The following is a 25,253-nucleotide window of genomic DNA, read 5'->3' on the forward strand; positions in this document are numbered from 1 at the left end:
CATGCCGTTTTCTCCCGCAGCCATCTGGCCCGTCGTCATGCTGTTTGCCTCCAACATCTTCATGACCTTTGCCTGGTATGGCCATCTCAAGCACAAGGGCAGCGCGATCTTCCTTGCTATCGTGGTCAGCTGGGGCATCGCCTTCTTCGAATATTGCCTGGCAGTGCCGGCCAACCGCATCGGCTCGGCGGTCTATACGACGGCGCAGCTGAAGACGATGCAGGAGGTGATCACGCTGATCGTCTTTGCTGGCTTCTCGATCTTCTGGCTCGGCGAGAACCTTACCTGGAACCATGCGATCGGCTTTGCGCTGATCGCAATCGGAGCATCCTTCATCTTTCGGGCGTAAATTGTAGTTTTTTCAGTAAATTACAAATCGTCCATGTCTAGATAACGCCGCATTTTCTACAGATTGGCGTCGCAATCGGCTGGCAGCCTGTCACTTCCAGCATTTCCGTGTCACGGAAATGCTTTCCAAGGTTTTGTTTTTGCGCAATTCCGGGCGCAAAACCACGGCACACTTTTGCTGGAATTGCTTCAGCAGTGATCAGGAGTTGACCGGCCATGAGCCTCTCTTTCCCGACGATGGCGGCGATCCGGTTCGGGTATGGTTTTCGGCCAGGCGAGGCGCCGCCGCAAAGCAAGGATGAGCTGATCGGCCAGCTCAGCAAAGGGATGGCGGCAACGCCCGACTTTCCGCTCGGCGGTCCCGACATGCGCCACCGGGCGATCCTCAGCCTGCAGGAGCAGCTGAAGCAGATCCGGGAGGACGCCAAGACGGTGACCGACGATCCGACCCGACGCGAGATGCGCAAGGGGGTGCAGCGCCAGGCGCAGCAACAGTTCCAGCACGATGCGAACCTGCGGCTGATGCAGGCGGTACTGTCGCCCTATGGCTTTTACGAACGGCTGGCGACCTTCTGGACCGATCATTTCTCCACCAGCGCCAACAAGAGCCTGCCGATGCGGCTCATCGTGCCACTTTATGAATCCGAGGCGATCCGGCCATTCATGGCAGGCAGGTTCGGCGATCTCCTGCGCAGCGCCACGGCCCATCCCGCCATGCTGATCTATCTCGATCAGGCGGATTCGCTCGGGCCGGATTCGGCCGGCGGCATCAAACGCAACAAGGGGCTGAACGAAAATCTCGGCCGCGAACTCCTGGAACTGCATACGCTCGGGGCCGGCAGCGGCTATACCCAGGCGGATGTGACGGCGGCGGCCATGGTGCTGACGGGCTTGACCATCGACCGCAAGGAGATGGACATCGCCTTCCGGCCGAATATTTCCGAGCCCGGCACACACCAGGTGCTCGGTGTCAGTTATGGCGGGCGCAAGCGCTCGGGCGACGACTATCTCGATATGCTCGACGATCTTTCGGTCCATCCGAAGACGGCGGCGCATATCAGCCGTAAGCTCGCGGTGCATTTTATCTCCGACCAGCCGGACGAGGGCATGGTCTCGGACATGGCCGCGGCATGGAAGAAGACGGATGGTGATCTCACAGCAGTCTACACCGCCATGTTCGACCATCCCGCCGCCTGGCGCGACGAGGGTGCTAAGGCGCGCCAGCCCTTCGATTACGTCGTCGCCGGCCTGAGGGCTCTGAATGCGGGGCCGGTCAACGGCGTCGTCGGCAGTTTCCTGGCTGCCAACCAGCAAGGCACTGAAGAGGGCGACATGGCGGCGAATACGCCTGGCATGGCTGGATCGCCTGTCACAACGGATCCCGCCGGCGAGGCGAGGGACAAGCGGCTCAAGGCCTTCCGGACGGCGCGGGCGCTGGGGCAGGGGGCACTGAAGCGCATGGGACAGCCGACCTGGCTGCCGCCGAGTCCTGCGGGTTTCGAGGAAGGGTTTTCCGCCTGGATCACCGGCAGCCAGCTCGCCGAGCGATTGGCCTGGGCGCGGCGGGCCGCCACCCAGTTCGGCCGCGACGAAGATCCGCGTGAATTCCTGAAATCGACGCTTGCAGATGCTGCGCGCGACGAGACGATCCGCGTGGTGTCGCAGGCGCCGAACAAGATCAGCGGACTGACATTGGTGCTGGCATCGCCAGAATTCAACCGCCGATAGGAGGCCTTCGCCATGACGCTGTCGATGAACCGGATCTCCCTTTCCCGCCGCGGCTTTCTGACATCAGCCTGCTGTCTCGCCGCCGCTCCCGTCTTCACGCCGGTCACCTTCGCGGCGATGCCAGGCGACAACCGCTTCGTCACCATCGTGCTGCGCGGCGCAATGGACGGGCTGGATCTGGTGCAGCCTTACGGCGATGCCGGTTTCGCGGCGCTCCGGCCGACCTTGGCGCTGACGCCCGATACCGGGCTTCTCGATCTCGACGGGCACTTCGGCCTCAATCCCGCCGCCGCCGAACTGATGCCGCTCTGGAAGAGCCGGGAGCTTGCCTTCGTGCATGCGGTGTCGACGCCCTATCGCGATCAGCGCAGCCATTTCGACGGGCAGGACATGCTGGAGTCGGGCGGCGACCATGTCGCCGAGGAAAAGACCGGCTGGCTGAACCGGGCGCTCGCCGTCATTCCGCGCTCGGACGCGCGCAAGGCGATCGACGTCAACACCTCGACGGAGCTGATCCTTTCCGGTCCCAACAATGTCGACGTCTGGGCATCGGATTCCAATCTGGCGCCGGCGCGGGACGAGATGCAGTTCCTGGCGCGGCTCTATGCCGGCGATCCGCCGTTTGCCGCAGCCCTTGCCGAGGCGACGCGGGCCGACGCCGCCTCGATGATGATCGAGGCGGACGGCCAGCGCGGTGAAAAGGTTGCTGATGTGGCGGCGCTCGCGGCCAACATGCTGAAGGGCGACTACCGCATCGCCAGCTTCTCGATATCAGGCTGGGACACGCATATCGGCCAGGCCGGCCAGTTCAAGCGGCCGACACAGGATCTCGCGCAAGCGATCAACACGCTGAAGACGACGCTCGGCCCCGAAATCTGGGCAAAGACGGTGGTGCTTGCGATGACCGAATTCGGCCGCACCGTCCGCCAGAACGGCTCCGCCGGCACCGACCACGGCACCGGCGGCTGCGCGGTGCTAGCTGGAGGCGCCATCAATGGCGGCCGCATCCTCGGCAAGTGGCCCGGCATAGGCGACGGCCAGCTGCTCGACGACCGTGACCTGATGCCGACGGCGGATGTGCGCGAGATTGCAGCGGCGATGCTCTATCGGCAGTTCGATGTCGGCGTGGATGATTTGACGGGGAAGATTTTTCCGGGATTGGAGTTTGATAAGGGGTCGCAGTTTTTGAAGGGGTGAGTTGCGGTGGTTGAGCGGCTTGCCGGTTCTTCTCCCCAGCAGGGACAAGGTGGCCCACAGGGCCGAATGAGGGGGCCAAACGGCACGACTTTCATTGCCCCTCGCTTGCCCTCAGCGCATTTGCGGCTTTGCCGCTCCCCCCCCCCTCATCTGCCTTAACCGGGCATCTCGCCTCGCTGGGGAGAAGGGGAGCAAGCCGCTGCCCGGCCCTTCGCTTCAAGCTCAGGGCGTTCGTCGCTGTAATCGATTCACTGGATCGATTGCTTCGGCTGCACCGAACCGCTCCTCACCCCAACACATCATACAGCCTAAAGATAAAGCTCATCTGATAGACGAGGTTGACGACCACGAAGATGGTGTGGAAGCGGCGGTTGGGGGTCCAGGCGGCCAGCGCGCAGAGCAGGATGTAGATGATGTTGCGGGCGGGATATTCCCAGCCGAGCGAGAGGATGCGCTCATGGCCCTTGATTGCCGTATCGAGAATATCGACGGCGTAGGTGAGGCCGAGGATGCCGAAGAACCATTTGCGCCGGGAAATGAAATATTCCTCGTAGCCGCCATATTCGTCGAGGCTCGCCGGGAAAAGCAGGGCGCACAGCAGGAAGAACAGACTGCAGAAGCAGATGAGGAAGAGATAGATGCCGAAGCCGATCGCCGGCACCGCCTGCAGGCGATATTCCCACCACCAGATATGGATGATGAAGAGGAACATCGACAGCGCCCAGCCGAGATGGATGGGATAGACCTTGGCCTTGGCCGGATGCTGGACGATGCCGGCCAGGCCGGTGAGCACTCTCGCGAGTGAAAGGCTGATGACCATGCCCATCACCACCTTGATGTGAAGGAAGACCTCCGGCGAGCTGACCGTTTCCATGTTTCCGGCCCGGCCTGTCACTCTTCGGGGACTTGCTTAGGCTTGCCCTCTTCGTCGAGCGCCACCATGATGAAGGTGGCGGCGGTGACTTTTTCCATCTTGGCGTAGCGGGAACGATGCGCCCAGGCTTCGACGATCAGGGTGATCGACGTGCGGCCGACGCGGTCGACATCGGTATAGACCGACAGCGTGTCGCCGATCTTGACCGGTAGCTCGAAAGCCATTTCCTTGACGGCGGCGGTAACGACGCGGCCCTTGGCGCGCTCTGCGGCGCGGATGCCGGAAGCAAGGTCCATCTGCGCCATGACCCAGCCGCCGAAAATATCGCCGGCCGGGTTGGCATCACCGGGCATGGCGAGTGTGCGCAGCGTCAGTTCGCCTCTCGGCTTGGCGGCATCGGTCATGGAAATTTCCCTCGATATTCAGATACGATTCTGCAGCCAAGGTTAGGCGAACTCAGGTGTCCGCACCAATCCTTTTCGGTGAGAGGACCGGTTAGGAACAAGTATGGCAGGTCGCTACGATTTAAATTCCGTTGGATTTCAGCCGGTTGATTTTTACAACTGTGGCCTCACCCTACGTTATGTGAGAATCCACTAATCCAACTTTACCGTCCGGTAATTCAGCTGTTCCAGTATGTGACGAATTGCAAATGTTAGAATCGCTGGGAACCTCATGCACAACGTCAAGATTTCCACCCGCCTTTACTGCCTCGTCGGCTTCACCCTTGCAGTGCTTGCGGCGACGATGGTGTTCTTTCTGAACTATTCCTATTCCGAGCTGCAGGCAGAGCGGAAGGCGGGGCTGGAGAAGATGGAGGCGACGGCGCTCGGCATCTTCGACAAATATTACAAGATGGAGCAGGCGGGCACGATGACCCGCGAACAGGCCCAGGCGGCCGCCAAGGACGTGATCGGCGCGATGCGCTACGGCGCCGACGGCTATTTCTGGATCAACGACATGCGTCCCAACATGGTGATGCACCCGATCAAGCCGGCGTTGAATGGCACCGACATCTCGCAGATGAAGGATCCCACAGGCAAGTTCCTGTTCGTCGAATTCGTCAACAAGGTGAAGAAGGACGGCAAGGGCTTCGTCGATTATTACTGGCCGAAGCCGGGCGCCGACGAACCGGTGCTGAAATATTCCTATGTCGCCGGTTTCGAGCCCTGGGGCTGGATCGTCGGCACCGGCGTCTATGCCGATGACCTTGCAGCACTCTATCGCCAGAACGCGTTCTGGGCGGCGGTGCTCTGCCTGCTCGGCGCGGCTGCCACCATTGCCATCGCTTATGCCATCGTGCGCAGCGTAACAGTGCCAATCGCCCGGCTGAAGACGGCCATGAACGCGATTGCCGCCGAAGAGGCATCGGTGGAGATCGCCGGCAGCGATTGTCGCGACGAGATCGGCCAGATGGCCAAGGCGCTGCTGGTGCTGCGCGATTCCGTCGATGAGCGCAGCGCGCTGCGCGGACGGGAAGACGAGAGGCAGCGGCAGATCGAGGACGAGCGCCGCGGTAACGAGGCGAGCCTGCGTTCGGCCTCCGAGCGGCAGACGCTTGCGATGCAGGCGCTCGGCGTCGGCCTGGAGAAGCTCGCAGGCGGCGACCTGACAGTTGCGATCGGCGATATCGGCGAGGATTACGCCAAGCTGAGGGGCGATTTCAACGCCGCCGTCGATGCGCTGAACGGCGTCATCCATGCGATCGCCGAATCGAGCCATGTCGTCAACGAAAGTGCTTCCGACATCAGCGAAGCGACGGGCAATCTGTCGAAGCGGACGGAACAGCAGGCGGCCGCCCTCGAAGAGACGGCAGCAGCCCTCGACGAGATCACCGCGACTGTGAAGACCGCATCCGAGCGGGCGAACGAGGCGCGCGAGATGGTGGCCGAAACCAAGGCGAGCGCCGGCCGCTCCGGCGATATCGTTCGCAATGCGGTGACGGCGATGGGCCGCATCGAGGAATCGTCGAGCCGTATCAACCAGATCATTTCGGTGATCGACGAGATCGCCTTCCAGACGAACCTTCTGGCGCTGAATGCCGGCGTCGAGGCGGCGCGGGCAGGCGAGGCGGGCCGCGGTTTTGCTGTCGTCGCCCAGGAAGTGCGCGAACTCGCCCAGCGCTCGGCCAATGCGGCCAAGGAGATCAAGGAACTGATCAGCCGGTCGGCGACGGAGGTCGAAGGCGGGGTGGCGCTGGTGCGCTCGACCGGCGAGGCGCTGCTGGAGATCGAGGCGCTGGTCAACCAGGTCAACGACCACGTCGCGTCGATCGCGACGGCGGCACGCGAACAATCGACCGGGCTGAACGAGATCAACGGTTCCGTCAATCACATGGACCAGATGACGCAGCAGAATGCCGCGATGGTCGAGGAGACCACGGCGGCGAGCCGCACGCTTGCCGACGAAAGCACCCAGCTGAAGACGCTGCTTTCGAATTTCCGGCTGCGCGGGGCAGGGCAATCGCCTGGAGCCCGGTACACACGGGCAGCGTGAGTTAAACGACAGATCAAAGGCCGCGAAAGCGACGCGAAAGCGGCCTTTTTCATCTGCGTCGCGTTCAGATTGTGCCGGTAAGTTTTCATTCACCGTTTTTAATTAAAATTGGAGTGAGTTTTTTCTGTCACTGCCCAGTCGGCCTGCGGAAGCGATAAGAGTATGGCGTTTGTTTCCTTTCCTCGGCGATCCCTTTTGCCCCTATTGCTCTCGGCGGCGCTGACGACCTGTTCGATCAGTGATGGGCTGGTGCCGCCGGCCAATGTCGACAGCGGCACCAGGGTCAGTTCGATCTCGCCGGCACGGGGAGCGGCGCGTATGGCGCCTGCGGTGCGCATGGCGCCGGTGGAAAGCCAGGCCTCCTATCCCGTTTCCAGCGCACCCGTCGGCAATAGCCAGGGGTCCGTCGATTACCTCGATACGCCGAATCTTGCCGGCGCCGGTCACACGGCACAGGCGCCGCAGACGTTGCGTGCCCCGGCAACCCAAGGCCGCCGACTGCCGATGATCGACAGCGACGAGGCGCTGGCCGCAGGCCAGCCGAACGGCAATTGGGGTGGTACGCAAAACCTTACGATCCCTTCCGGTGGCGTCAACATGGATGACGAACTCGGGGCCGAGCCAGTTGTCGGGCTGGCACAGGAGCAACAGCAGCAGATCGCCGAGGGCAATGCCAGCGAGCCTGTTGTCGACGGCATCGGCACCGACAATCCGGCTCAGATCAATCAGCCCATGCGCCAGGCCAGGCAGGCTTCGATGCCGCAACCGGCAGCGCAGACGCAGATGAGCCGGGCGCCCGCCTGGAATGACGGCAGCCCTGTCGTGGCGCCCTCCCGCGTTCCCGAAGAGGACGAAAGCGAAGAGGTCGCGATGCTCAAGCCGAACAACCCGATGATGAGCGAACCGGCGGTGCCGCTCGACCCGAGCGTCATGCCGGCCTCCGAGCTCGCCTGCCGGCGCGAGCTGAAGCGCATGGGCGTACTCTTCGACGACAAGCCGCCGATCTCGAACGGGCCGGCCTGCCAGGTGCCCTATCCAGTGTCGCTGAAGGGGCTTTCCGGCAATATCGGCGTCAGCCCCGCCGTGACGCTGAACTGCCAGGTGACGCTCGCCTTCGCCAAATGGGTGAAGAACGAGCTGGCGCCGTCTGCCCGCTACCGCTACTGGAGCGGCATCAGGACGATCCAGCCGCTCGGTGGTTATTCCTGCCGGCGCATGAACAACAGCCGGCAGAGATATAATCCGATGTCGGAACACGCCCATGGCAACGCCATCGACGTCGGCAAGTTCGTGCTGAAGAACGGCCACGAGATCGACGTGCGCAAGAAGGGCCTGTTCTCGCTGCGCGAGGGCCGGCTGCTGAAGGCGGTGCGCACCGACAGCTGCCGCTATTTCAATACGGTCCTCGGCCCCGGCAGCAACCCGGAGCACTGGAACCATTTCCATTTCGATCTTCGCTCCCGCAAGAGCGGCAAGGTCTATTGCGACTGATGCGTTTTCACTGAACCGTGCGGCGCGGGGCGGCTGTTGTCGCTGTAAACGGGCCTGCTGGCAGAAAATGGTTCATCCTGGCCGCCCAGCGCGCTATAGATCGCCGGGGCGGATTGCCGTTCGAGAGTTGGATCCATGAGCTATGATTTTCATGTCGGCCAGAAGGTCGTCTGCATCAACGATACCTTCAAACATGTCAGCATCGACCAGCTCATTCGCAAAGGCGAGATCTATACGATCCGCTGGGTGGGCGAATATACCCATTATGTCGACGGCACCTTCATCGGGGTGAAGCTCGCGGAAATCCACCGCGGCAATGACGACGGACCGGAAGGTTACGGTGCGGCCGACATGCCCTATCGCGCGACGCGCTTCCGGCCGCTGGTGAAGGACAAGATTGCATCGCTGCGCAAACTGCTTGCCCCGACGCCCGATGCGCCCGTCGAACCGAAGCAAAAGGTCAAGAAGAAAGAGAAGGTCTGAGCGCCGCTCTGCCTCGTCCGGTCGCGATTCCAAAAGCCGGTGATCCGATCAGCCTGCCTTCCTGCTAAGGAACAGACCGGTCTCCTTGCTGACATCGAGCGCGCCGCTGCCTTGCCTGAAGGCATCGGCGATCGCTTGGCGGAAGCGGGCGAGCTGAGGCTCGCCGGCGCCTTCGCCGGGCGGATAAGAGGTGAGGGCCAGGAAGACATCCTCCGGCTCGGTGATCCGCATGCTTGCCGGATACTGCGACATGGCGACGTTTCCGAATTGCGACCGCATCACTTGCTCGGCGGCGTCATATCCAAAGGCGTCGCCGGCCGGATCGGTCGCTGCGCTGCCGAAGACGGTCGTCAGGCGATAGATCTCGCGCATGTTGCCGATGCCGTTGGTGGTAACCGCCAGAAAGCCGCCCGGTTTCAGCACCCTTGCCATCTCCGCGATGCCGGCGGCCGGGTCCGGCAGGTGATAGAGCATATGCATGGCGATCACGAGATCGAAGACGCCGTCTTCGAAGGGAAGTGCGGCGGCATCAGCCCGGCAGCCGCGAACGGAGCCAAAGGGCAGTGCACTGCAGCGCGCCACTGCCTCATCAACCATGCCTGGCGAAAGGTCGGCGAGCGTCAGCTGCAGATCCTCCGGCAGAAGAGCTGCCGTTGCCGCCCAGAACCATGCCGGCCCGCAGCCGACATCGAGGATGCGATCTCCGGGTTTCAGGGGCAACTGCGCGGCGACCCAGGGAAACCAGCCGGTTTCGGCGATGGTATATTCGGTATGCAACCTGGCGCGGGCGGCGAGCTTGCGGCTGTCGCCATACTGAACGGCGTTGCCTTCGGTTATGGAGGACATCTCAATTCTCCGCCTTCTTCGTGAAGCCCCGGCGCCTTAAGGCAGAGCCTATAGACGGCCTCGTTCCTGGACAAGATGTGACTATGCGCAACCAGTCGAGCTCCCCGCACGGCTCATCTCGGTTCTCCTTCTGTGAGAAAAATAAATCGCATCCGATTAAATCGGAATGTTGTTGACATCGACCTTAGCTCGAAGTATTAACGCGCAACCGATTTAATCGGACGCGCTATAGACATCAACCGAGAGGATACGACAATGACTGAGAAGCTTCTTTTCACCGGCAAGACCCATATCGCTGGCGGCCGCAACGGCTATGCACGCAGCAGCGACGGCACGCTCGACATCAAGCTGCCGCAGCCGCATCCGGCCGCCGAAAACCTGTTCGGCGCCGCCTGGTCAGCCTGTTATATCGGGGCTATCGAACTTGCTGCCGCGCAACGGAAGATCGCGCTGCCAGCCGGTCCCGAGGTCGACGCCGAGATTACGCTCAACGGCGATAACGGCTCATACTTCCTGCGTGCGCGGCTCAATGTCAGCCTGGCCGACATCGATCGCGAGATCGCACAGGAACTGATCGAGGCGGCCCATGGCATCTGCCCTTACTCCAAGGCGGTCCATGGCAATATCGACATCGAAACCAAGCTTGTCTGAACGGGAAGGGCCGGCCTCGCGCCGTCATCTTCAAGCGGGGGTCTGCCGGTCGGCGGCAGACCCCTTTCTGAGCCAGCAGCCAAACCTATCGATCCGGAGAACATGCCATGATCAATAGCCGCGCGGGACAGCGCCGGGCCTATGACGAGTTTTCGCTTGTGCTCGATCCCGATGTCTATGAGCCGTTGCCTGACGATTGGCTGATCGGCATCACCGACGTCGTCAGCTCGACTGCGGCGATCCGATCGGGGCGCTACGAAGACGTCAATTATGCCGGCGCATCGATCATCGCCGCTCTTGGTAATGCCTGGGGTTCGTTCGATTTTCCCTTCGTGTTTCGCGGCGACGGAGCAGCCTTCGCCTTGCCGGCAAAAGGCATCATGGCCGCGACATCAGCCTTGCGTGATGTCGCGGGCTTTGCCAAAGCCGATCTTCATCTCGACCTGCGTGTCGGGCTCGTTGCCGTCAGCGAAGTCCGGACCAATGGGCACGACGTCAAGATCGCGCGCTATGCCGCTTCCGAGAGCGCGACCTATGCGATGTTTGCCGGGGGCGGGCTCAAATGGGCAGAGCAGCAGATCAAGAAGGGCCGCTTTCTGGTGAAGCCCGGCCGTTATGCGATGAAGCCTGACCTGACGGGCTTGAGCTGCGACTGGGCGCCTTTCCCGAGCCAGCGCGGCAAGATCCTGTCGCTGTTGGTCGAACCTCGCGATCACGTGCGTCCTGAGGTTTTTGCCGCCCTGGCGAAGCGCGTGCTTGCCGTCTTCGATGCCGCGCCGCGCGGGTCTCATCCGCTATCCGGAATTACCGCTATGGCGAGGGGCAATGCGAAGCATGTCGATGCGCAACGCTGGTCGGAGGTCGCCTCCAACTCGGATTTTCGCAAGTTCGATGACGGCCTGCGCCTGACGCTGGACTGCACGGAGGAGGAGATCGACAGCGTCGAAGCCATCCTCATTGCGGCACGGGCGCGCGGCGAAATCGATTTCGGTCTGCACCGACAATCGCATGCGCTGATGACTTGCCTCGTGCCATCGGGGCGGCCGGATTCGCACCTGCATTTCCTCGATGGAATGGGGGGCGGGTATGCCAAGGCGGCCGAGATGATGGAGGAGGGCGCGCTTGCGGAAATGGTCCGGCCGTTGGCGTTGTAGGCTGGGGCGGGGGTCGTCTCAGCCAGGCCTATTCCGTGTCATTATGTCTGTTGGCTCGTTTCCCGCCTGAGCAGGTTTAGGAGCATTTCAACGAGCTGAGGCGGCGCCAGCTCGGTCTCGCATGCTATTTCCGCGGCGGTAAACCATCTCAGCGCGGTGTGTTCATCAGCGACGAGCTTGGGGATACCGCGCCATTGGTCGACGTGATAGACATGGAAGATGGCGGATGCCCCGGGCGGGCTTTCTGAAATGAATTTACCTGCAAACAGCCAGCGCTGCGGCGTCACGCCGATTTCTTCCAGCAATTCCCGGCGCATCGCCGCCTCGGCGTCTTCGCCGCTCTCAACATGGCCGCCCGGCAGGCTCCACCGATCCGGATGCGTCCTGCGCTCGGAACTTCGCCTGGCAAGAAGAACGCTGCCATTCCCAATCAAGGCGCCGATTGCGATTTCGGGCATGTCACCAAGTGCCGAATGTGCCGCGATCATGACTTTTCCGGTTCGGCCTGCGCCTGCAGCAGATTGTCGCGCAGCCGCGTCACCGACTTCTGTACGACGGGGAAATCGTCACCGAGGCCGGTAGCGGCAATCAGTGTGCCGTTGGGGTCAACGTCGAGGAGGAGATTGCGCCCGGCCGGCGTCAGGCTCACGCGGACCTGCCGTTCATCGGCGGGATCGCGATGGCGCGTGAGATAGCCGACCGACTCCAGCTTCTTGAGGATCGGCGTCAGCGTATTGGATTCGAGGAACAGCTTTTCCCCCAGCATGCTGACCGTCTGGTCGTCTCCTTCGGAGAGGGCGACCAGTGCGATATATTGGGTATAGGTCAGGCCGAGCGCGTCCAGGACCGGCTTGTAGGCGCGGCCGAAGGCGAGGTTGGCCGAATAGACCGCGAAGCACAGGAAGTTCGAAAGCTTACGGCCGTCGGCGCCCGGGGCGTTGGGCGAAGGCGTCTCGGGTTGTTTCGCGGTTTTGGAGGTGGGCATGGGAATCCTCAACGCTCTGATTGGCTAGCAATATATACATCGCATCCGATTAAATCGCAATGTTTATCCGGCTGCTTTCTAACAGCGTGTCCGGCCGTCGCCGCAGCTTCCGGAGCGGCGGCCGGCGTCGGCGTCCTACGGATTAACCGAACTTCTCCGTCGTATCGGCCTTACCGAATACCAGGAGCCGGCGGACGCGCGGTGGCGGGATCCTGTGACGAGCACAGGAATGACGGAGGGTGGGGAGCGGGCTGCATCTTTTCTACCCGCATCTTTTGAGGCTACGATCAGATGAGTTACGAAGGGACGTTACGCGAGGAACGAGTGAGCGGAGCGCTGTGGAATATTTCCTCCCTCTGCTTGGCTGGACGTTGCTTTGAGCCCGACCACCGCCAAAGCCCCAATTTCCGCCCCGTGCCGTAAGAATATTAAGCGCCCGCCTGCCGGCTTCGATGAAGTGGGTGAGCGAGGTGACTTTCTGCATATTGGGAATACATATATCTCCAGCAAGCAGGCTTTCGCATCGGCAAGCCGCTTCAAATGCCGAAATGGAATATGCATGGGAACTCACGTGAAGCGACGAGGCCAGCGCCTCGCGCCGGACGGCATGAGCGCCTCGACAGAGCATCAAAGACCAACCGATTTTTAGCGGCGCCGGATCTCCGGTCGCCAGCCAACATGCTTTCGATCCTTCAACGCTCTCCACTCGTAAGGAAATCAGATCATGATGATGAACAGACGAGCTTTCTCGGCGGCCCTCGTTGCCAGTGCCACTCTTCTCTCCACCCGCAGCATGGCTGCGACAGCCGCTGCCGTCAAAGCGCGCAATGTTGTGCTGGCCCACGGGCTTTTTGCCGACGGCTCGTGCTGGACCGAGGTGATCGCGCGGCTGCAGGCGGCCGGACTGAACGCGACGGCGGTGCAGAACCCGCTGACGACATTGCCCGAGGCCGTCGCTTCGGTAACCCGCGTACTTGACCGGCAGGATGGACCGACGGTTCTGGTCGGACATTCCTTTTCCGGCATGCTCGTCACCGAGGCGGGCGTGCATCCCAGCGTTTCGGCGCTCGTCTATGTCGCGGCCCGCGCGCCGGATGCCAGCGAGGACTATACCGCGCTCGCCAAGACCTTCCCGACGCCACCGGCATCGGCCGGCATCGTCTTCGACGGCGACGAGGGACGGCTGAGCGAAGAGGCCTTCCTGCGCGATTTCGCCGGCGACCTGCCGGAGGCGAAGGCCAAGGTGCTCTATGCTGTGCAGCAACCGTTCCAAAAGGCGCTGTTGACAGGCAAGACCACGCAGGCCGCCTGGCGCTCGAAGCCGAGCTGGTATGCCGTCTCAACCGAGGACCGGACGATCAATCCCGACCTGGAACGTTTCATGGCCAAGCGTATGGGGGCAAAGACCATCGAAGTGAAGGCCAGCCACCTGTCGCTGATCTCCCACCCCGACGAAATCACCCGGCTGATCCTCGAGGCAGCGGGGCAGAATACGGACTGATGCTTGGTCGGCGAGGCGGTCATGCCGAGCGGTCGACCGCCTCGAGACGCAGTCAGCATCCTCATCTCATGCCGGTTTCCGCAGTGGCTTGAAGGCGGCTCGGAGTTCGGTGGAGAAGAGTTCCGGTTGCTCCCAGGCGGCGAAGTGGCCGCCCTTGTCGACCTCGTGGAAGTACCTCAAGTTACGGTAGGCGCGCCGGGCCCAGGTCTCCGGGGCCTGGTAGATCTCGCCCGGAAAGACTGTGATGGCGACCGGCAGCCCGATCTGGTCGGTCATCTCGCCTGCCGCAAGGACGGGACTACGGCCGCCGCCATATTCCCAGTAGATCCGCGCCGAAGAGGCGGCGCTGTCGGTCAGCCAGTAGAGTGTCACGTCATCCAGCACCTCGTCGGGAGACTTTTCCGGATCGCTGTCGTCGTAGGTCCAGTTCGCGAAGCCGGGATGGCCGAGCATCCATGCGGCAAGGCCGGCAGGCGAATCCGATATGGCGTAGCCGATCGTCTGCGGCCGCGTGCCCATCATCGTGGCATAGGACCTGCTCCCCATCTTGGCGCCGGCAGCAAGCATGTCGAACGTCGCGCGTTCCTTCTCGGAAAGCCCCTCCGGCGCCGGTCCGTTCACCGCGAGCACCGCGGCGATCTCGGGCGGTACGACCGCCGGCAGGTTGATGTGGATGCCGAGCAGGCCTTGTGGCGCAAGCCGCGCCATGGCGCTGGCGACGGGCGAGCCCCAGTCGCCGCCCTGGGCGACGTAACTGGTATAGCCGAGGCGTTTCATCAGCTCGGCCCAGGCCCGCGCGATGCGGTCCGTGCCCCAGCCGGTGCCGGTCGGTTTGCCGGAGAAGCCGAAGCCCGGCATCGACGGAATGACCACGTCGAAGGCATCCTCCGCGCGGCCGCCATGACCTGTGGGGTCCGTCAGCGGGCCGATGATCTTCAGGTTTTCGAACACCGATCCCGGCCAGCCATGGGTGATGATGACGGGCAGTGCGTTGGGCTCCTTCGAGCGGATGTGAATGAAGTGGATTTCGAGGCCGTCGATCTCGGTGATGAATTGCGGCAGGGCGTTCAGCTTCGCTTCGGCTTTGCGCCAGTCGTAGCCCTTGCCCCAATAGGCGACGAGCGGCCTGATCTTTTCGAGCTTTATGCCCTGCGACTGGTCGTCGACCGTCTCGCCTTCGGGCCAGCGTGTCGCCAGCACGCGCCGGCGAAGGTCGACGAGGTCTGCCTCGGGAATATCGACGCGGAACGGACGGATCTCATCGCTGGTCGCAGCCGATGCCGAAGGGGAGGGCAAGAGACCGGCCGCGCCGGTTGCGGCGATCCCTATCGCCGTAACAGTCAAGAACTTGCGTCTGTCGAGGTTTACGGATGCCGAGCCTGCGCTGTTACGCATTTTGACGATCGTGGTCATGGCATTGTCTCCTTTGAGGCCGGCGCCCTGGAGAAGGCTGCAACGGCCGCCGTCAGGATAACATGGGCGCAGACGCGGCCCTTCAGCGAATATACGGTGCGGTGTTTTCATCGGCATAGCCTTGCGCGGCCGGCCCTTTCACGCGACTAATCCCGGATGAGCGTTCCCAAGACCCATCCCTTCGCCTTCGATCCGACCTACGGCATGCAGCTCGAAGAGCTTCTCGCGGTTAAGCCGCCCGAGGAGCCTGATGGTTTCGACGAATTCTGGAAGGCGCGTTATCTCAACGCGCTGACGGTCGATCCGCAGCCGGCGCTTTCCCGCAGTGAGCTCACCCATCCCAACTGGCACGTGCTCGATCTCGTTTATTTCTCGACCGGCCAATTCCGGATCGGCGGCTGGCTGCTGCTGCCGCGCGAGGGGAAGGTGCGGCGCGGTCTGGTCGTCGGGCATGGTTACGGCGGGCGGGACCGGCCTGATTTCGACCTGCCGGTTACGGAAACGGCGTTACTCTTTCTCTGCTGCCGCGGGCTGTCGCTCAGCGCCGATCCGGCGATTTCTCAGAATCCCTCCTGGCATGTGCTGCACGATATCGACAAGCGGGACTCCTATATCATCGGCGGCTGCGTCGAGGATACCTGGCTTGCCGTCTCGACGCTTGAAACACTCTACCCCTGGCTCACAGGACATATCGGCTATAGCGGCATCAGCTTCGGCGGCGGCGTCGGGGCGATGGCGATCGCCTACGACCAGCGCATCGATCGCGGCCATCTGGCGCTCCCGAGCTTCGGGCAGCAGCCGCTGCGGCTGACGCTGCCGAGCGTCGGCAGCGCGCAATCAGTGCAGGAATATCAGGCAGAACATGGAGACGTGCTCAAGACGCTGCGGCTCTATGATGCGGCAACGGCCGGTTGCCGTATCAAGGTACCGATGCTGACGGCCGTCGCGCTGTTCGACTCTGCCGTCGCGCCACCCTGCCAGTTTGCTGTCGCAAATGCGATGCCGAAATATAGTGAAATCTTCATCCTGGATGCCGGGCATTTCGACTACCCTGGCAGCGCTGAACAAGAGGCGGTTCTCCGCGACAAGATCGGACAGTTTTTCAGGGTGCCATGATCGCGAATATTTCAGCTGGTACAGTCAGCGGCTGCATCGGGACATGGAGATGCTGGTGTTCGGCCATGGCGGCGCAAAGGTGCTGGTATTTCCGACGCGGGACGGACACTTCTTCGAGTATGAACAGCTCGGCCTGGTCGCGACCCTTGCAACAAGCTGCAGGCCGGCCATCTCCAGCTCTATTGCATCGAGGGACTGGCGGCCGAGAGCCTCTATGGTTTCCACCGCCATCCGGCCGATCGCATCCGCCGGCATGCTGCGCTCGAGGATTATATCCTCAACGAAGTTCTGCCGCTGATGGCGGCGAAGAATCCGCATGACTGCACCATCGTGCACGGATGCAGCCTCGGCGCCTTCGAGGCGGCGAGCCTTGCTTTTCGCCATCCGCATCTCTTCCGAAAACTCGTCGCCTTTTCCGGGCGCTACGACCTGACGATGAAGGTGGAATCCTTCGGCGACCTGTTCGACGGCTATTACGACGACAGCGTCTATTTCCACACACCGACGCATTTTCTGCCCGGTCTCGGCAGCGACTGGCGGCTCGAGAAGCTGCGTTCGCTCGACATCGTTCTCACCATCGGCGATGCCGACCCTTTCCTCGACAACAACCGCTATCTCAGCCGGCTGCTCGCCGAGAAAAATGTCGGCCATCAACTGCATGTCCGGGGTGGCCGCGCCCACCGCGCCGGCGCCTGGCGGAAGATGGCGGCGCTTTATCTCTGAGGCCCTTGGACAGGGGTCAAGGCCAATGCAATGCCGCTGTCGCCACCGGCGCGTCCCAGAGGGCGATCTCCTGGTCAGTCAGTAAGGCCAGGGTAACGGACAGTCCCTGCATGTCGAGCGAGGTGACGTAGGTTCCAACAAGAGAACGCTCGATCGGGATGCCGCTCTCCTCGATGAAGCGGCGGGCGCCGTTATAGGCGAGATAGAGTTCGGCGGGCGGGGTGCCTCCGAGACCGTTGATGAAGAGCAGCGCCCTGGCGCCCGGCGCTGCCGCGATGTCATTGGTGATGGTCTCGCAAAGATGGCCGATGATAGCGTCGGAGGCTGCGAAGGGCTGCCTGGCATGGCCGGGCTCGCCATGGATGCCGACGCCCATTTCCATCTCGTCGGGTCCGAGCGAAAACGTCGGGCGCTCGGTCTGCGGCACCGTCACGCCGTTCAACGCGACGCCCATCGAGCGGATCCGCCCGTTCAATCCTTCGCCGAGCCCTTTCAATTCGACAAGCGACATGCCGCGTTCGGCGGCCGCGCCGAGGATCTTTTCGACGATCAGCGTTCCGGCGACGCCGCGCCGGCCGCGGCCTTCGCCTGTTCTCGACGTCTCGATATCGTCGCTGACGACGACCATGCCGAGGCTGTGGCGGTCGCCGGCCATCTCGATCGCCATTTCAAAATTCATCAGGTCGCCGTCATAGTTCTTGACGACGAGCAGGCAGCCCGCGCCGGTATCGGTCTCTTCGATTGCAGCAATGATCTGGCTCGGCGTCGGCGAGGTGAAGATATGGCCGACACAGGCGGCATCCAGCATGCCGTGGCCGACGAAGCCGATATGCATCGGTTCGTGGCCGGCGCCGCCGCCGGAGATGAGTGCCACCTTGTCAGGGGTAAGATGGCGGCGGCGGATGCATTTGCGTTCTGGCCCGAACACCACGAAAGCCTCATGGGCGCGCACGAAGCCTTCGACGCTCTCGGTCACCATGGTTTCCGCAGTGTTCATGAACTTCTTCATCAAGCCTCTCCCAAGGCCAAAGTCATTACGTTACGTCAATCTTCAGCTTGCCGTTCATTCCGATCCGCCTGAAATCGCGACGATTTTCTGCACCAGATCGGAGATCGCTTCCTCCAGCAGCCGGTTTTTCCTGTCGTCGCCGAAATCCGGTACCATCAGCGACAGGTGCCGCAATTTCTCGGAATGGCCGAGGTCCGGCAGCTTGCCGGGATGAGCGACCTGGTAAGCTTCGAGAAAACGCTCCTGTTCTGAGGCGTTGAAATGGCAGACGCGGACGATCGTGGCGAGATGACGCGCCGGCAGCGGCGTCGCATAGGTCGGGCTGGTGATCTGGGTGACGAAGCTGCGGTGTTTACCAAGCGCCGTCGCCAGGCGCTGGCGCGTACCCGAGGGCCTGTTGTCGATGATCTGCGCCAGAATGGACTTGTAGGCGATAATGGCGTCTTCGGTATCTTCGCGCGCCATCCTATTCTCCGGCTGCCCTGGTGCCATCGGCGTTGAAGCCTGTGATCGCCGATCTTATCGCGGGACGTCGGGCCGGCGCCACGGAAAAATGCCTGAGACCGGCGGCGAGCAGCCCCGGCAGATAATGCGGGTCGCCGGCCATGTCGCCGCAGATGCTGACGGGCTTCCCGGCCGCAAGTTTCACCGCCTGGGCAATCAGCCGGAGCACGGCGGGTGCCGTTTTGCCGGCATCGGCTTCGAGATCGTCGCGGGCCGTTGCGGCAAGATATTGGGTGAGATCGTTGGTTCCGAACGAGAAGAACGCGGCAGATCCAAAAGTGTCGAGCATCAATGCGGCTGCCGGCACCTCCACCATCATGCCGATCGGCGGCATCCGGTGGAGCAGGGAACGGCGGCCGAGCTTTTCGGCTTCCTCGCGGAATATTTCGCGCATCCTGTCGATCTCATCTGGAAAGGTCACCATCGGCAGCATCACCGAAAGCCCGCCGAAGGCGGCGGCGCGCAGTAGGGCGCGCGCCTGGACGCGGGCGATTTCCGGACGGGCAAGCAGCAGCCGGGTGCCGCGCAGGCCCGAATCCAGAGCCGGCAGGTCTTCCAGGCCGACGAGCGGCTTGTCGCCGCCGATATCGAGCATGCGGATAATTACTGGCTTCTCCCCGGCCTGTTCCAGCACGCGGCGATAGATGGCCAGCTGCCGCTCCTCATTGGCGGCATCGGCGATCGAGGCGATCGAAAATTCCGAGCGCATCAGGCCGACGCCTGCCGTTGCCGGATCGAGCGAGTCGATCTCCGCGGGATCGTTAATGTTGATGGAGATGAGGATCGGCACACCGTCCGCCGTGCGCAGTTCGCCGCTTTCGATTTGCGTGTCGCCGGCAGGCGCTTGTGTGGGAACCAGAGGCGGGATCAGCATTCTGCCAGCCTGTAGGACGACCGCGCCGGCATCGCCGTCGACGCGAACAGGATCTCCGTCTTCGGCCGAAAAGCGGCCCGTGCCGACCACCATCGGCACCGCCTTCGCCCGAGCCAGCAGGGCGACATGGCCGGCGGTGCTGCCAGAAAATAGCGCGATGCCGCCGCCTTTCGACCAGTCATGGGCGAGAAAGCGGCTCGGCTCCATGTCCTTGCCGACAAAGACGGAGCCGGGCGGGAAGTCGGCGATCGGGGTGCCGGCGAGGGCTCCGAGCACACGGTTCTTGATATCGAGAATATCGACGGCGCGCGCCCGCATCTGCTCTTCGTCGGCCGTTTCGAGTTCACCGATATAGGCGTCAAGGGTAGCGACCCAGGCAAAGACGACGTTCTCGTCGACTTCGACGCGCGCGCCGGTCGCTTCGGCGATCGACGGATCGCGCAGCACCTCGATTTGGAAATCGATGATATCGCGGCTTTCGGGATCGGCCCCCTCGGCAAGGCGCTCGAGCTCGCCGATCGAGATGTCGATCGCCATCTCCAGCGCGCCGTATCCGCCGGCAGTTTTGGGCGCAGGAGCAGCGCCCGGTCGCTCGGCCAGAAAGGCCGGGCCGGACGCGATTCCCGGGGATGCGCTCTTTGCCTTCAGTCTAAGCGGTTCGGCCATGTTTCTTTTCCTCATCGAAGTTGCGCTCGATGAGTTCCTTCAGCGCGCGGATCGCCTCTTCGGCGAGAATGCCGTCGGCGCGGATCCGGAGGATCGATCCCTTGCGGATTTTAGCGCCCATGATCTTGATGATGCTCTTGCCGTTCAGCCAGACATCGCTGCCGTTGACGGCGATCTCGATCGAACAGGGGAAGGACTTGGCAAGCCGCGTGAAGGTGACGGAGGGGCGAGCGTGCAGCCCGACGCCGTGCTTGACTTCCACCTCCGTCTGGCAGTTCACCTTAAATGGCTCGGGCAATGGACCGGGCTCCTGTTTTTCACTGCGCAATCGGCTCGTCATCAGGGGGACAGTTCCTCGGCTGTGGCGACGACCTTGGCCAGCGACGCGCCCCCCGACGCTTCGGCAGCGGCGATGACGGCGCCTTCGACCAGCGGCGCGTTGCAGATGGAGACGAGGGCCGAGCGGGGAAGGCCCAGCATTTCGATCGCCATCTCGCTGTTGGTTTCTGCGCCGCCTAGATCGACGAAGACGGCGACGCCGGTATCGGACCAAGCCGCCTCGATCGCTCTCAGAATGCCGCTGGCATCGGTGCCGAGTTCGCCATGGGCATTGCCGCCCGACCAGGCGAGCGGCACGCAGTCACCAACCATCTGCCGCACCATGTCGGCGATACCCCTTGCCACCAGGGGTGAGTGGGAGACGATCACGATACCCACATTTGCGGTCTTTCCATTCATTACGGACGATTCTCCCCGAGATAGCGGCAGATCGCCGTGGTCAGCAGCGCGCAGCTCGAAGCGCCGGGATCGACATGGCCGATCGAACGGTCTCCGAGATAGGCGGCGCGCCCGCGCATCGCCTTCATATCGGCCGTGCGGCTGGCGGAGCGTTCGGCCTTGCGGGCGATGTCACCGAGTGGAGACCGCTTCGCCAGCGCGGCATGGACGGGATAGAGCACGTCGAGCAGCGTCTTGTCGCCGGCATGCGCCCGGCCGCGCCTTGCTACAGCATCGATCGCCTGTTTCAGCACCAGCGAAAAATCGGCCTTTTCCTCACTTTTGCGGAGTTCGCGGCCGATCTCCATTAGCAATGTGCCGTAGAGCGGGCCGGCAGCACCGCCGACACTCATCACCAGCGTCAAACCGATCTTTTCCACGGCCTCGGGGAAGGGAAGGCTGGACAGGCTTTTACCTTCAGCGCTGACGGCTTCGCAGCCGCGCCGCATGTTGGTTCCGTGATCGCCGTCACCGATGGCGCGATCAAGCGCGCAGAGGTGGTCGCTGTTTTCCGCGATCGTCGCGCGGCACACTTCGATCAATCCCGCCACTAGCACCGGTTCCGCCTGCACTGCCATCCTCCCTGTCGCTGCGCCTCCTGCGCGGCTCTCGAACTTTACGCCGTTCAGGCCAGGCTTGCCACCACGCCGAACGCCGCGGCAACCGCGACTGCGCCGGGATCGGCGACACCCGCCAGATCCCTTTCGCCTACATAGGAGGCGCGCCCGGCTCTCGCCTTCATCATCGTCTTCGTCGACTCCGCGCCTGATGCCGCAGCCCTTGCGGCCGCGGCGACATCACCCGATGCGAGCGCCTGCAGGGCGGGCGACAGCGCATCGACCATGGTCCGATCGCCGACCGCGGCCCCGCCATAGAACGTCATCCTGTCCAGCCCGGCAAGAAGTGCGGCCGATATATCGGCCTTATCGGCCATCGCCTTGGCCGCTGCGGTGAAGAAGATCGACAGCAGCACGCCGCTCGATCCGCCCATGCTTGTGCCGAGGATATCGCCGAGCGAGGCGAGCGTTGCCGCCGGCCGGTCGAGCGGCAGCTCATCGAGACGGGCAAGCACGCTGCGCGCGCCTGTTGCCACGGTCGAGCCGGTATCGCCGTCGCCGACGCGGCCGTCCAGCCGGTTGAGTTCGCTTTCCTGCGAGATCAGATGCTCGCAGAGCGCCGTGATCAGTCGCCGGTTGCGGAGGTTTTCTCCCGCTTCGGCTGTGCCGTTCAATCCCGCCGCCGTCCTCGGCGCGGCGATGATCCGGATCTCGTGGCGTTCGATGGCCGGCATCCAGGCATGCGGCTCGACGGCTGCCGTCAGCGCTGCTTCGCGGCCTGCATCCAGCCGCATCAGCGACAGCGAGAAGCCGTTCATGTTGAGCGCCGTCATCATCGGCGCAGGGCCGATGATGAGCCGGACGCGCTTGGCGAGGGCAGAGGACAGCACCGTCTTGGCGATGACGGTCATTTCGAGCGGCGGCACGGCGCCGAGATTGTTGATGAGGAGGGCATGGCTTCCGCCCTCGCGCAGCGTCGGCGACAAGCGCGCCACCATCGTATCGACGATATCGGTGACCGGCTGCAGTGTGATGCGCTCGACGCCCGGCTCGCCATGGATGCCGAGGCCGAGTTCGCCCTCGTCGGCGCCGAGGCGGTCCTCATGCGCTTGGCCGGGCACGCTGCAGGTGGAGAGCGACATGCCGAGCGAAACGATGTCGCCGGCGGCAGCCGCGGCATGGGCTGCGACCGTCTTCAGGTCCTCGCCCTTTTCGGCGTGATAGCCTGATATCTTGTGGACGAACAGCGTGCCGGCGACGCCGCGTGGCTGGTTGATATCGGGGATGGCGATGTCGTCGGCGACGATGACCATTTCGACGTCGAAGCCCTCGGCGCGCGCCTTTTCGGCGGCGAGGCCGAAGTTCAGGCGGTCGCCGGTGTAGTTCTTGACGATGAGCAGGGCACCGCTCGGCCCGGTCACGGCGCGAATCGCGGTGAGCACAGCATCGACGCTCGGCGAAGCGAAGATTTCGCCGGATACGGCCGCTGTCAGCATGCCCTTGCCGACGAAGCCGGCATGGGAGGGCTCATGGCCGGCGCCGCCGCCTGAAATGATCGCCACCTTCGATTTGTCCCACTCCGCACGAAGGATCACCTTGATATCGGGAAAGCTGTCGAGGCGGGCAAGACGGCCGTTGCTGCTTGTCAGAAGCAGACCGTCCAGAGCTTCGGTGACGATGTTTTCTCTGCGGTTGAAAAAGTGTTTCATCGATTGAGACCCGTCTGTTCGTTCTTATGCCATCATCACGTCTGTTTGCCGGTCAGGACAAGCGCTGTCCAGCCGCATCGAAATAAAGCGGATCGCGCAGCGTCAGGCTGATCCGGTCGCCCGGCGCGATCGCCAGATATGGATCGGCAAGTGTGACGAGCTTGTGATTGCCAGCCCTGATGTGCAGATGGTTCTGGTCGCCGAGATGCTCGATCCAGTCGATTTCGGCATTGGCGTCCTTGCCGATCACGATGTCGAGATGTTCGGTGCGCGCGCCGACGGTTTTGGTGCCGGCGGGTGGCTGCCCGCCGGGAAGCAGGTCGGCCGGCAGAAGGTTGATGTGCGGCTGGCCGAGGCGGGCGGCGACGTGCAGGTTGGCGGGATTGCCGTAGATCTCGCGCGGCGTTCCGACCTGCATCAGCCGTCCCTCGGCGACGATGCCGATGCGGTCGGCCATGGTCATGGCTTCCACCTGGTCGTGGGTAACATAGAGCAGTGTCGAGCCCATTTCTTTCTGGATGCGCTTGAGCTCCAGGCGCAGTTCGGCGCGCAGCTTGGCATCGAGGGAGGACAGCGGCTCGTCCATCAGGTAGATCGCCGGTCGGCGCACCAGCGCCCGGCCGATGGCGACACGCTGCATCTCGCCGCCGGAAAGCCTGGTCGAGCGATTCTCCAGCTTGTGGTCGATGCGGACCATGCGTGCGACCTCGCGGACGCGCCGGTCGATCTCCTGGGCGCTGAGTTTGCGGACCGGCGCCTTCAATGGGAAGGCGAGGTTTTCGTAGACTGTCATGTGCGGATAGAGCGAATATTGCTGGAAGACGAAGGCGACATCGCGCCCGGCCGGCGCCTCAGCCGCGACATTGCGGCCACCGATCTCGATGCGGCCGCGATCGGGCTTCTCGAGGCCGGCGATCAGCCTGAGCGTCGTGGTCTTGCCGGCGCCGGTCGGGCCGAGCAGCACGACGAACTCGCCGTCGCGGATCGAAAGATCGAGGTCGACCAAAGCCTGGGTGTCGCCGAAGCGTTTGGCGAGGTTCCTGAGGACGACATCAGCCATGCCGGGTCTCCTGATAGAGCGAGGACTGCACGGCGCGGCCCGACGTGCAGTCGAAGAGCGCCAGTTTCGCCGGGTTGAATTCGAGGCCGACGGTCTCGCCGATCTGGAAGCTGCGATTGGCGGGAACGCGGGCCTTGATCAGGCCGCCCTGAGTTTCGACCGCCACGACCTGGTTGGTGCCGAGATATTCGCTGCCGTAGACCGCGCCGCGGAGGGCCGAGGCGTCACTGAAGCGGATATGCTCCGGCCGCACGCCGAGGGCCAGCTCGCATTCGGCCATGTCCTGGTGGATTTCGGGAACAGCAACATCGATGCCGTCGAGCCGGATGGAGCGATCGCCGCTTTTGAGTCCCGAGGTGAAGCGTACGAAGTTCATCGGCGGCGAGCCGATGAAGTCGGCGACATACATGGTCGCCGGCTTGGCGTAGATCTCCTGCGGCGTGCCGAATTGCTCGATGACACCATGGTTCATGACGGCGATCTTGTCGGCCATCGCCATCGCCTCGTGCTGGTCATGGGTGACATAGACGGTGGTCGCGTGGATGCGGTTGTGCAGTTCGCGTAGCTCATGGACCATGATCTCGCGGAACTCGGCGTCGAGCGTGCCGAGCGGCTCGTCCATCAGGAAGCATTTCGGGCGCCGGACGATGGCGCGGCCGAGCGCCACGCGCTGCCGGTCGCCGCCGGCAAGGCCCGAGACCGAGCGATTTAGGATATGGTCGATCTGCAGCAGGCGAGCGGTTTCTTCCACGCGCTGACGGATTTCGGCCTTGGGCATGCCCTGCGACAGCAGAGGGAAGCCGATATTTTTGCGCACGTTCATATGCGGATAGAGCGCGAAGAGCTGGAAGACGAAGGCGATGTCGCGGGCGCTGGCGCGGTTGAAGGTGACGTCCTCGCCGTCGAGATAGATCTTGCCGCTCGACGGCAGCTCGAGGCCGGCGATCATGCGAAGCGTGGTCGTCTTGCCGCAGCCGGAAGGCCCGAGAAGCGCCAGGAACTCGCCGTCATGGACGGTGAAGCTCGAATCCTGGACGGCGACGAAGCTGCCGAATTCCTTGCGGAGATTTTCGATCCGGATGTCCGCCATG

General features: G+C 63.0%; 26 protein-coding genes and 1 pseudogene. 11 read left to right on the plus strand and 16 right to left on the minus strand.

The genetic code is table 11. From position 1 onward, the window contains the following. The first annotated feature begins 1 nt into the window (after position 1). Positions 2-349, plus strand: coding sequence for a DMT family protein (locus tag FFM81_RS08465; protein ID WP_003564375.1), 348 nt, complete (start codon positions 2-4; stop codon positions 347-349). A 37-nt stretch (positions 350-386) separates the two neighbouring features. Here FFM81_RS08465 and FFM81_RS08470 read toward each other — a convergent pair whose 3' ends face one another. Continuing rightward, the gene (locus FFM81_RS08470; RefSeq protein WP_164895926.1) at positions 387-566 is read right to left on the minus strand and encodes a hypothetical protein; all 180 of its coding nucleotides are present in this window, start codon (positions 564-566) and stop codon (positions 387-389) included. Between FFM81_RS08470 and FFM81_RS08475 the strand changes: the two genes are divergently transcribed. Together FFM81_RS08475 and FFM81_RS08480 are read left to right on the plus strand one after the other, a co-directional pair. Beyond that, a complete protein-coding gene (locus FFM81_RS08475; RefSeq protein ID WP_138384148.1) occupies positions 565-2,076 on the plus strand; it encodes a DUF1800 domain-containing protein in 1,512 nt (503 codons plus the stop codon). The two genes, FFM81_RS08470 and FFM81_RS08475, sit on opposite strands and share 2 nt — an antisense overlap. A 12-nt stretch (positions 2,077-2,088) precedes the next feature. After that, entirely contained in the window at positions 2,089-3,273 is a 1,185-nt protein-coding gene (locus FFM81_RS08480) for a DUF1501 domain-containing protein (protein WP_138384149.1), read from the plus strand. Positions 3,274-3,559: 286 nt separating this feature from the next. Here FFM81_RS08480 and FFM81_RS08485 read toward each other — a convergent pair whose 3' ends face one another. Continuing rightward, positions 3,560-4,147, minus strand: a complete 588-nt coding sequence (locus FFM81_RS08485; RefSeq protein ID WP_128398291.1) for a hypothetical protein — start codon at positions 4,145-4,147, stop codon at positions 3,560-3,562. 17 nt (positions 4,148-4,164) lie between these two features. Continuing rightward, a complete protein-coding gene (locus FFM81_RS08490) occupies positions 4,165-4,551 on the minus strand; it encodes an acyl-CoA thioesterase (RefSeq protein ID WP_025416444.1) in 387 nt (128 codons plus the stop codon). A 271-nt stretch (positions 4,552-4,822) separates the two neighbouring features. Here FFM81_RS08490 and FFM81_RS08495 point away from each other — a divergent pair, with 271 nt between their 5' ends. The 3 genes from FFM81_RS08495 (at position 4,823) to FFM81_RS08505 (ending at position 8,617) form a co-directional block, all read left to right on the plus strand. After that, positions 4,823-6,643, plus strand: coding sequence for a methyl-accepting chemotaxis protein (locus tag FFM81_RS08495; protein WP_138384150.1), 1,821 nt, complete (start codon positions 4,823-4,825; stop codon positions 6,641-6,643). A gap of 162 nt (positions 6,644-6,805) precedes the next feature. Next, complete coding sequence (locus FFM81_RS08500; RefSeq protein ID WP_025416442.1) at positions 6,806-8,134, plus strand: extensin-like domain-containing protein; 1,329 nt, start codon at positions 6,806-6,808, stop codon at positions 8,132-8,134. A gap of 135 nt (positions 8,135-8,269) precedes the next feature. Beyond that, positions 8,270-8,617 (plus strand): CAP-Gly domain-containing protein, encoded by a 348-nt coding sequence (locus FFM81_RS08505; protein ID WP_003564362.1) that lies wholly within the window; start codon positions 8,270-8,272, stop codon positions 8,615-8,617. Between the two features lie 48 nt (positions 8,618-8,665). Here FFM81_RS08505 and FFM81_RS08510 read toward each other — a convergent pair whose 3' ends face one another. After that, positions 8,666-9,463, minus strand: coding sequence for a class I SAM-dependent methyltransferase (locus FFM81_RS08510; protein ID WP_003564361.1), 798 nt, complete (start codon positions 9,461-9,463; stop codon positions 8,666-8,668). Between the two features lie 255 nt (positions 9,464-9,718). On the opposite strand from FFM81_RS08510, the gene FFM81_RS08515 reads away from it, so the two are divergent. After that, the gene (locus FFM81_RS08515; protein WP_003564359.1) at positions 9,719-10,114 is read left to right on the plus strand and encodes an Ohr family peroxiredoxin; all 396 of its coding nucleotides are present in this window, start codon (positions 9,719-9,721) and stop codon (positions 10,112-10,114) included. A gap of 107 nt (positions 10,115-10,221) precedes the next feature. Continuing rightward, positions 10,222-11,268 (plus strand): DUF3095 family protein, encoded by a 1,047-nt coding sequence (locus FFM81_RS08520; protein WP_128398288.1) that lies wholly within the window; start codon positions 10,222-10,224, stop codon positions 11,266-11,268. 41 nt (positions 11,269-11,309) lie between these two features. On the opposite strand, the gene FFM81_RS08525 is transcribed toward FFM81_RS08520, so the two are convergent. Next, entirely contained in the window at positions 11,310-11,726 is a 417-nt protein-coding gene (locus FFM81_RS08525) for an NUDIX hydrolase (protein WP_037091576.1), read from the minus strand. A gap of 26 nt (positions 11,727-11,752) precedes the next feature. Further along, positions 11,753-12,253: a MarR family winged helix-turn-helix transcriptional regulator gene (locus FFM81_RS08530; protein ID WP_003564353.1), complete on the minus strand. Its 501-nt coding sequence runs from the start codon at positions 12,251-12,253 to the stop codon at positions 11,753-11,755. Positions 12,254-12,977: 724 nt separating this feature from the next. Between FFM81_RS08530 and FFM81_RS08535 the strand changes: the two genes are divergently transcribed. Then, complete coding sequence (locus FFM81_RS08535; RefSeq protein ID WP_025416439.1) at positions 12,978-13,754, plus strand: alpha/beta fold hydrolase; 777 nt, start codon at positions 12,978-12,980, stop codon at positions 13,752-13,754. Between the two features lie 66 nt (positions 13,755-13,820). On the opposite strand, the gene FFM81_RS08540 is transcribed toward FFM81_RS08535, so the two are convergent. Beyond that, positions 13,821-15,167, minus strand: coding sequence for an epoxide hydrolase family protein (locus tag FFM81_RS08540; protein ID WP_138384151.1), 1,347 nt, complete (start codon positions 15,165-15,167; stop codon positions 13,821-13,823). 156 nt (positions 15,168-15,323) lie between these two features. Between FFM81_RS08540 and FFM81_RS08545 the strand changes: the two genes are divergently transcribed. Beyond that, complete coding sequence (locus FFM81_RS08545; protein WP_138384152.1) at positions 15,324-16,283, plus strand: acetylxylan esterase; 960 nt, start codon at positions 15,324-15,326, stop codon at positions 16,281-16,283. 43 nt (positions 16,284-16,326) lie between these two features. Further along, a pseudogene (locus FFM81_RS08550) lies at positions 16,327-17,006 on the plus strand (esterase family protein). Positions 17,007-17,022: 16 nt separating this feature from the next. Here FFM81_RS08550 and FFM81_RS08555 read toward each other — a convergent pair. Genes FFM81_RS08555 through FFM81_RS08595 form a run of 9 tightly spaced genes read right to left on the minus strand, consistent with a single transcriptional unit; the run spans position 17,023 to position 25,252 of the window. Beyond that, the gene (locus FFM81_RS08555; protein ID WP_003564342.1) at positions 17,023-18,015 is read right to left on the minus strand and encodes a dihydroxyacetone kinase subunit DhaK; all 993 of its coding nucleotides are present in this window, start codon (positions 18,013-18,015) and stop codon (positions 17,023-17,025) included. 54 nt (positions 18,016-18,069) lie between these two features. Continuing rightward, positions 18,070-18,480 carry a hypothetical protein gene (locus FFM81_RS08560; RefSeq protein ID WP_003564341.1) on the minus strand — a complete coding sequence of 137 codons (411 nt, stop codon included), beginning with the start codon at positions 18,478-18,480 and terminating at the stop codon, positions 18,070-18,072. A 1-nt stretch (position 18,481) separates the two neighbouring features. Next, on the minus strand, positions 18,482-20,059 hold the full coding sequence (locus FFM81_RS08565) for a putative PEP-binding protein (RefSeq protein ID WP_003564339.1): 1,578 nt from the start codon (positions 20,057-20,059) through the stop codon (positions 18,482-18,484). Beyond that, positions 20,043-20,399 carry an HPr family phosphocarrier protein gene (locus tag FFM81_RS08570; RefSeq protein WP_025416435.1) on the minus strand — a complete coding sequence of 119 codons (357 nt, stop codon included), beginning with the start codon at positions 20,397-20,399 and terminating at the stop codon, positions 20,043-20,045. Before FFM81_RS08570 ends, FFM81_RS08565 begins: the two co-directional genes overlap by 17 nt. Continuing rightward, entirely contained in the window at positions 20,399-20,797 is a 399-nt protein-coding gene (dhaM, locus tag FFM81_RS08575; protein ID WP_025416434.1) for a dihydroxyacetone kinase phosphoryl donor subunit DhaM, read from the minus strand. The genes FFM81_RS08570 and dhaM overlap by 1 nt, the downstream gene beginning before the upstream one ends. Then, positions 20,797-21,414 carry a dihydroxyacetone kinase subunit DhaL gene (gene dhaL, locus FFM81_RS08580; protein WP_025416433.1) on the minus strand — a complete coding sequence of 206 codons (618 nt, stop codon included), beginning with the start codon at positions 21,412-21,414 and terminating at the stop codon, positions 20,797-20,799. Before dhaL ends, dhaM begins: the two co-directional genes overlap by 1 nt. A 47-nt stretch (positions 21,415-21,461) precedes the next feature. Further along, positions 21,462-23,102, minus strand: a complete 1,641-nt coding sequence (locus FFM81_RS08585; RefSeq protein WP_025416432.1) for a dihydroxyacetone kinase subunit DhaK — start codon at positions 23,100-23,102, stop codon at positions 21,462-21,464. Positions 23,103-23,154: 52 nt separating this feature from the next. Further along, positions 23,155-24,162 (minus strand): ABC transporter ATP-binding protein, encoded by a 1,008-nt coding sequence (locus FFM81_RS08590; protein ID WP_025416431.1) that lies wholly within the window; start codon positions 24,160-24,162, stop codon positions 23,155-23,157. Further along, positions 24,155-25,252: an ABC transporter ATP-binding protein gene (locus FFM81_RS08595; RefSeq protein WP_138384153.1), complete on the minus strand. Its 1,098-nt coding sequence runs from the start codon at positions 25,250-25,252 to the stop codon at positions 24,155-24,157. The genes FFM81_RS08590 and FFM81_RS08595 overlap by 8 nt, the downstream gene beginning before the upstream one ends. Position 25,253: the final 1 nt, after the last annotated feature.

This window comes from Rhizobium hidalgonense (genome assembly GCF_005862185.2).
Taxonomy (GTDB): domain Bacteria; phylum Pseudomonadota; class Alphaproteobacteria; order Rhizobiales; family Rhizobiaceae; genus Rhizobium; species Rhizobium hidalgonense.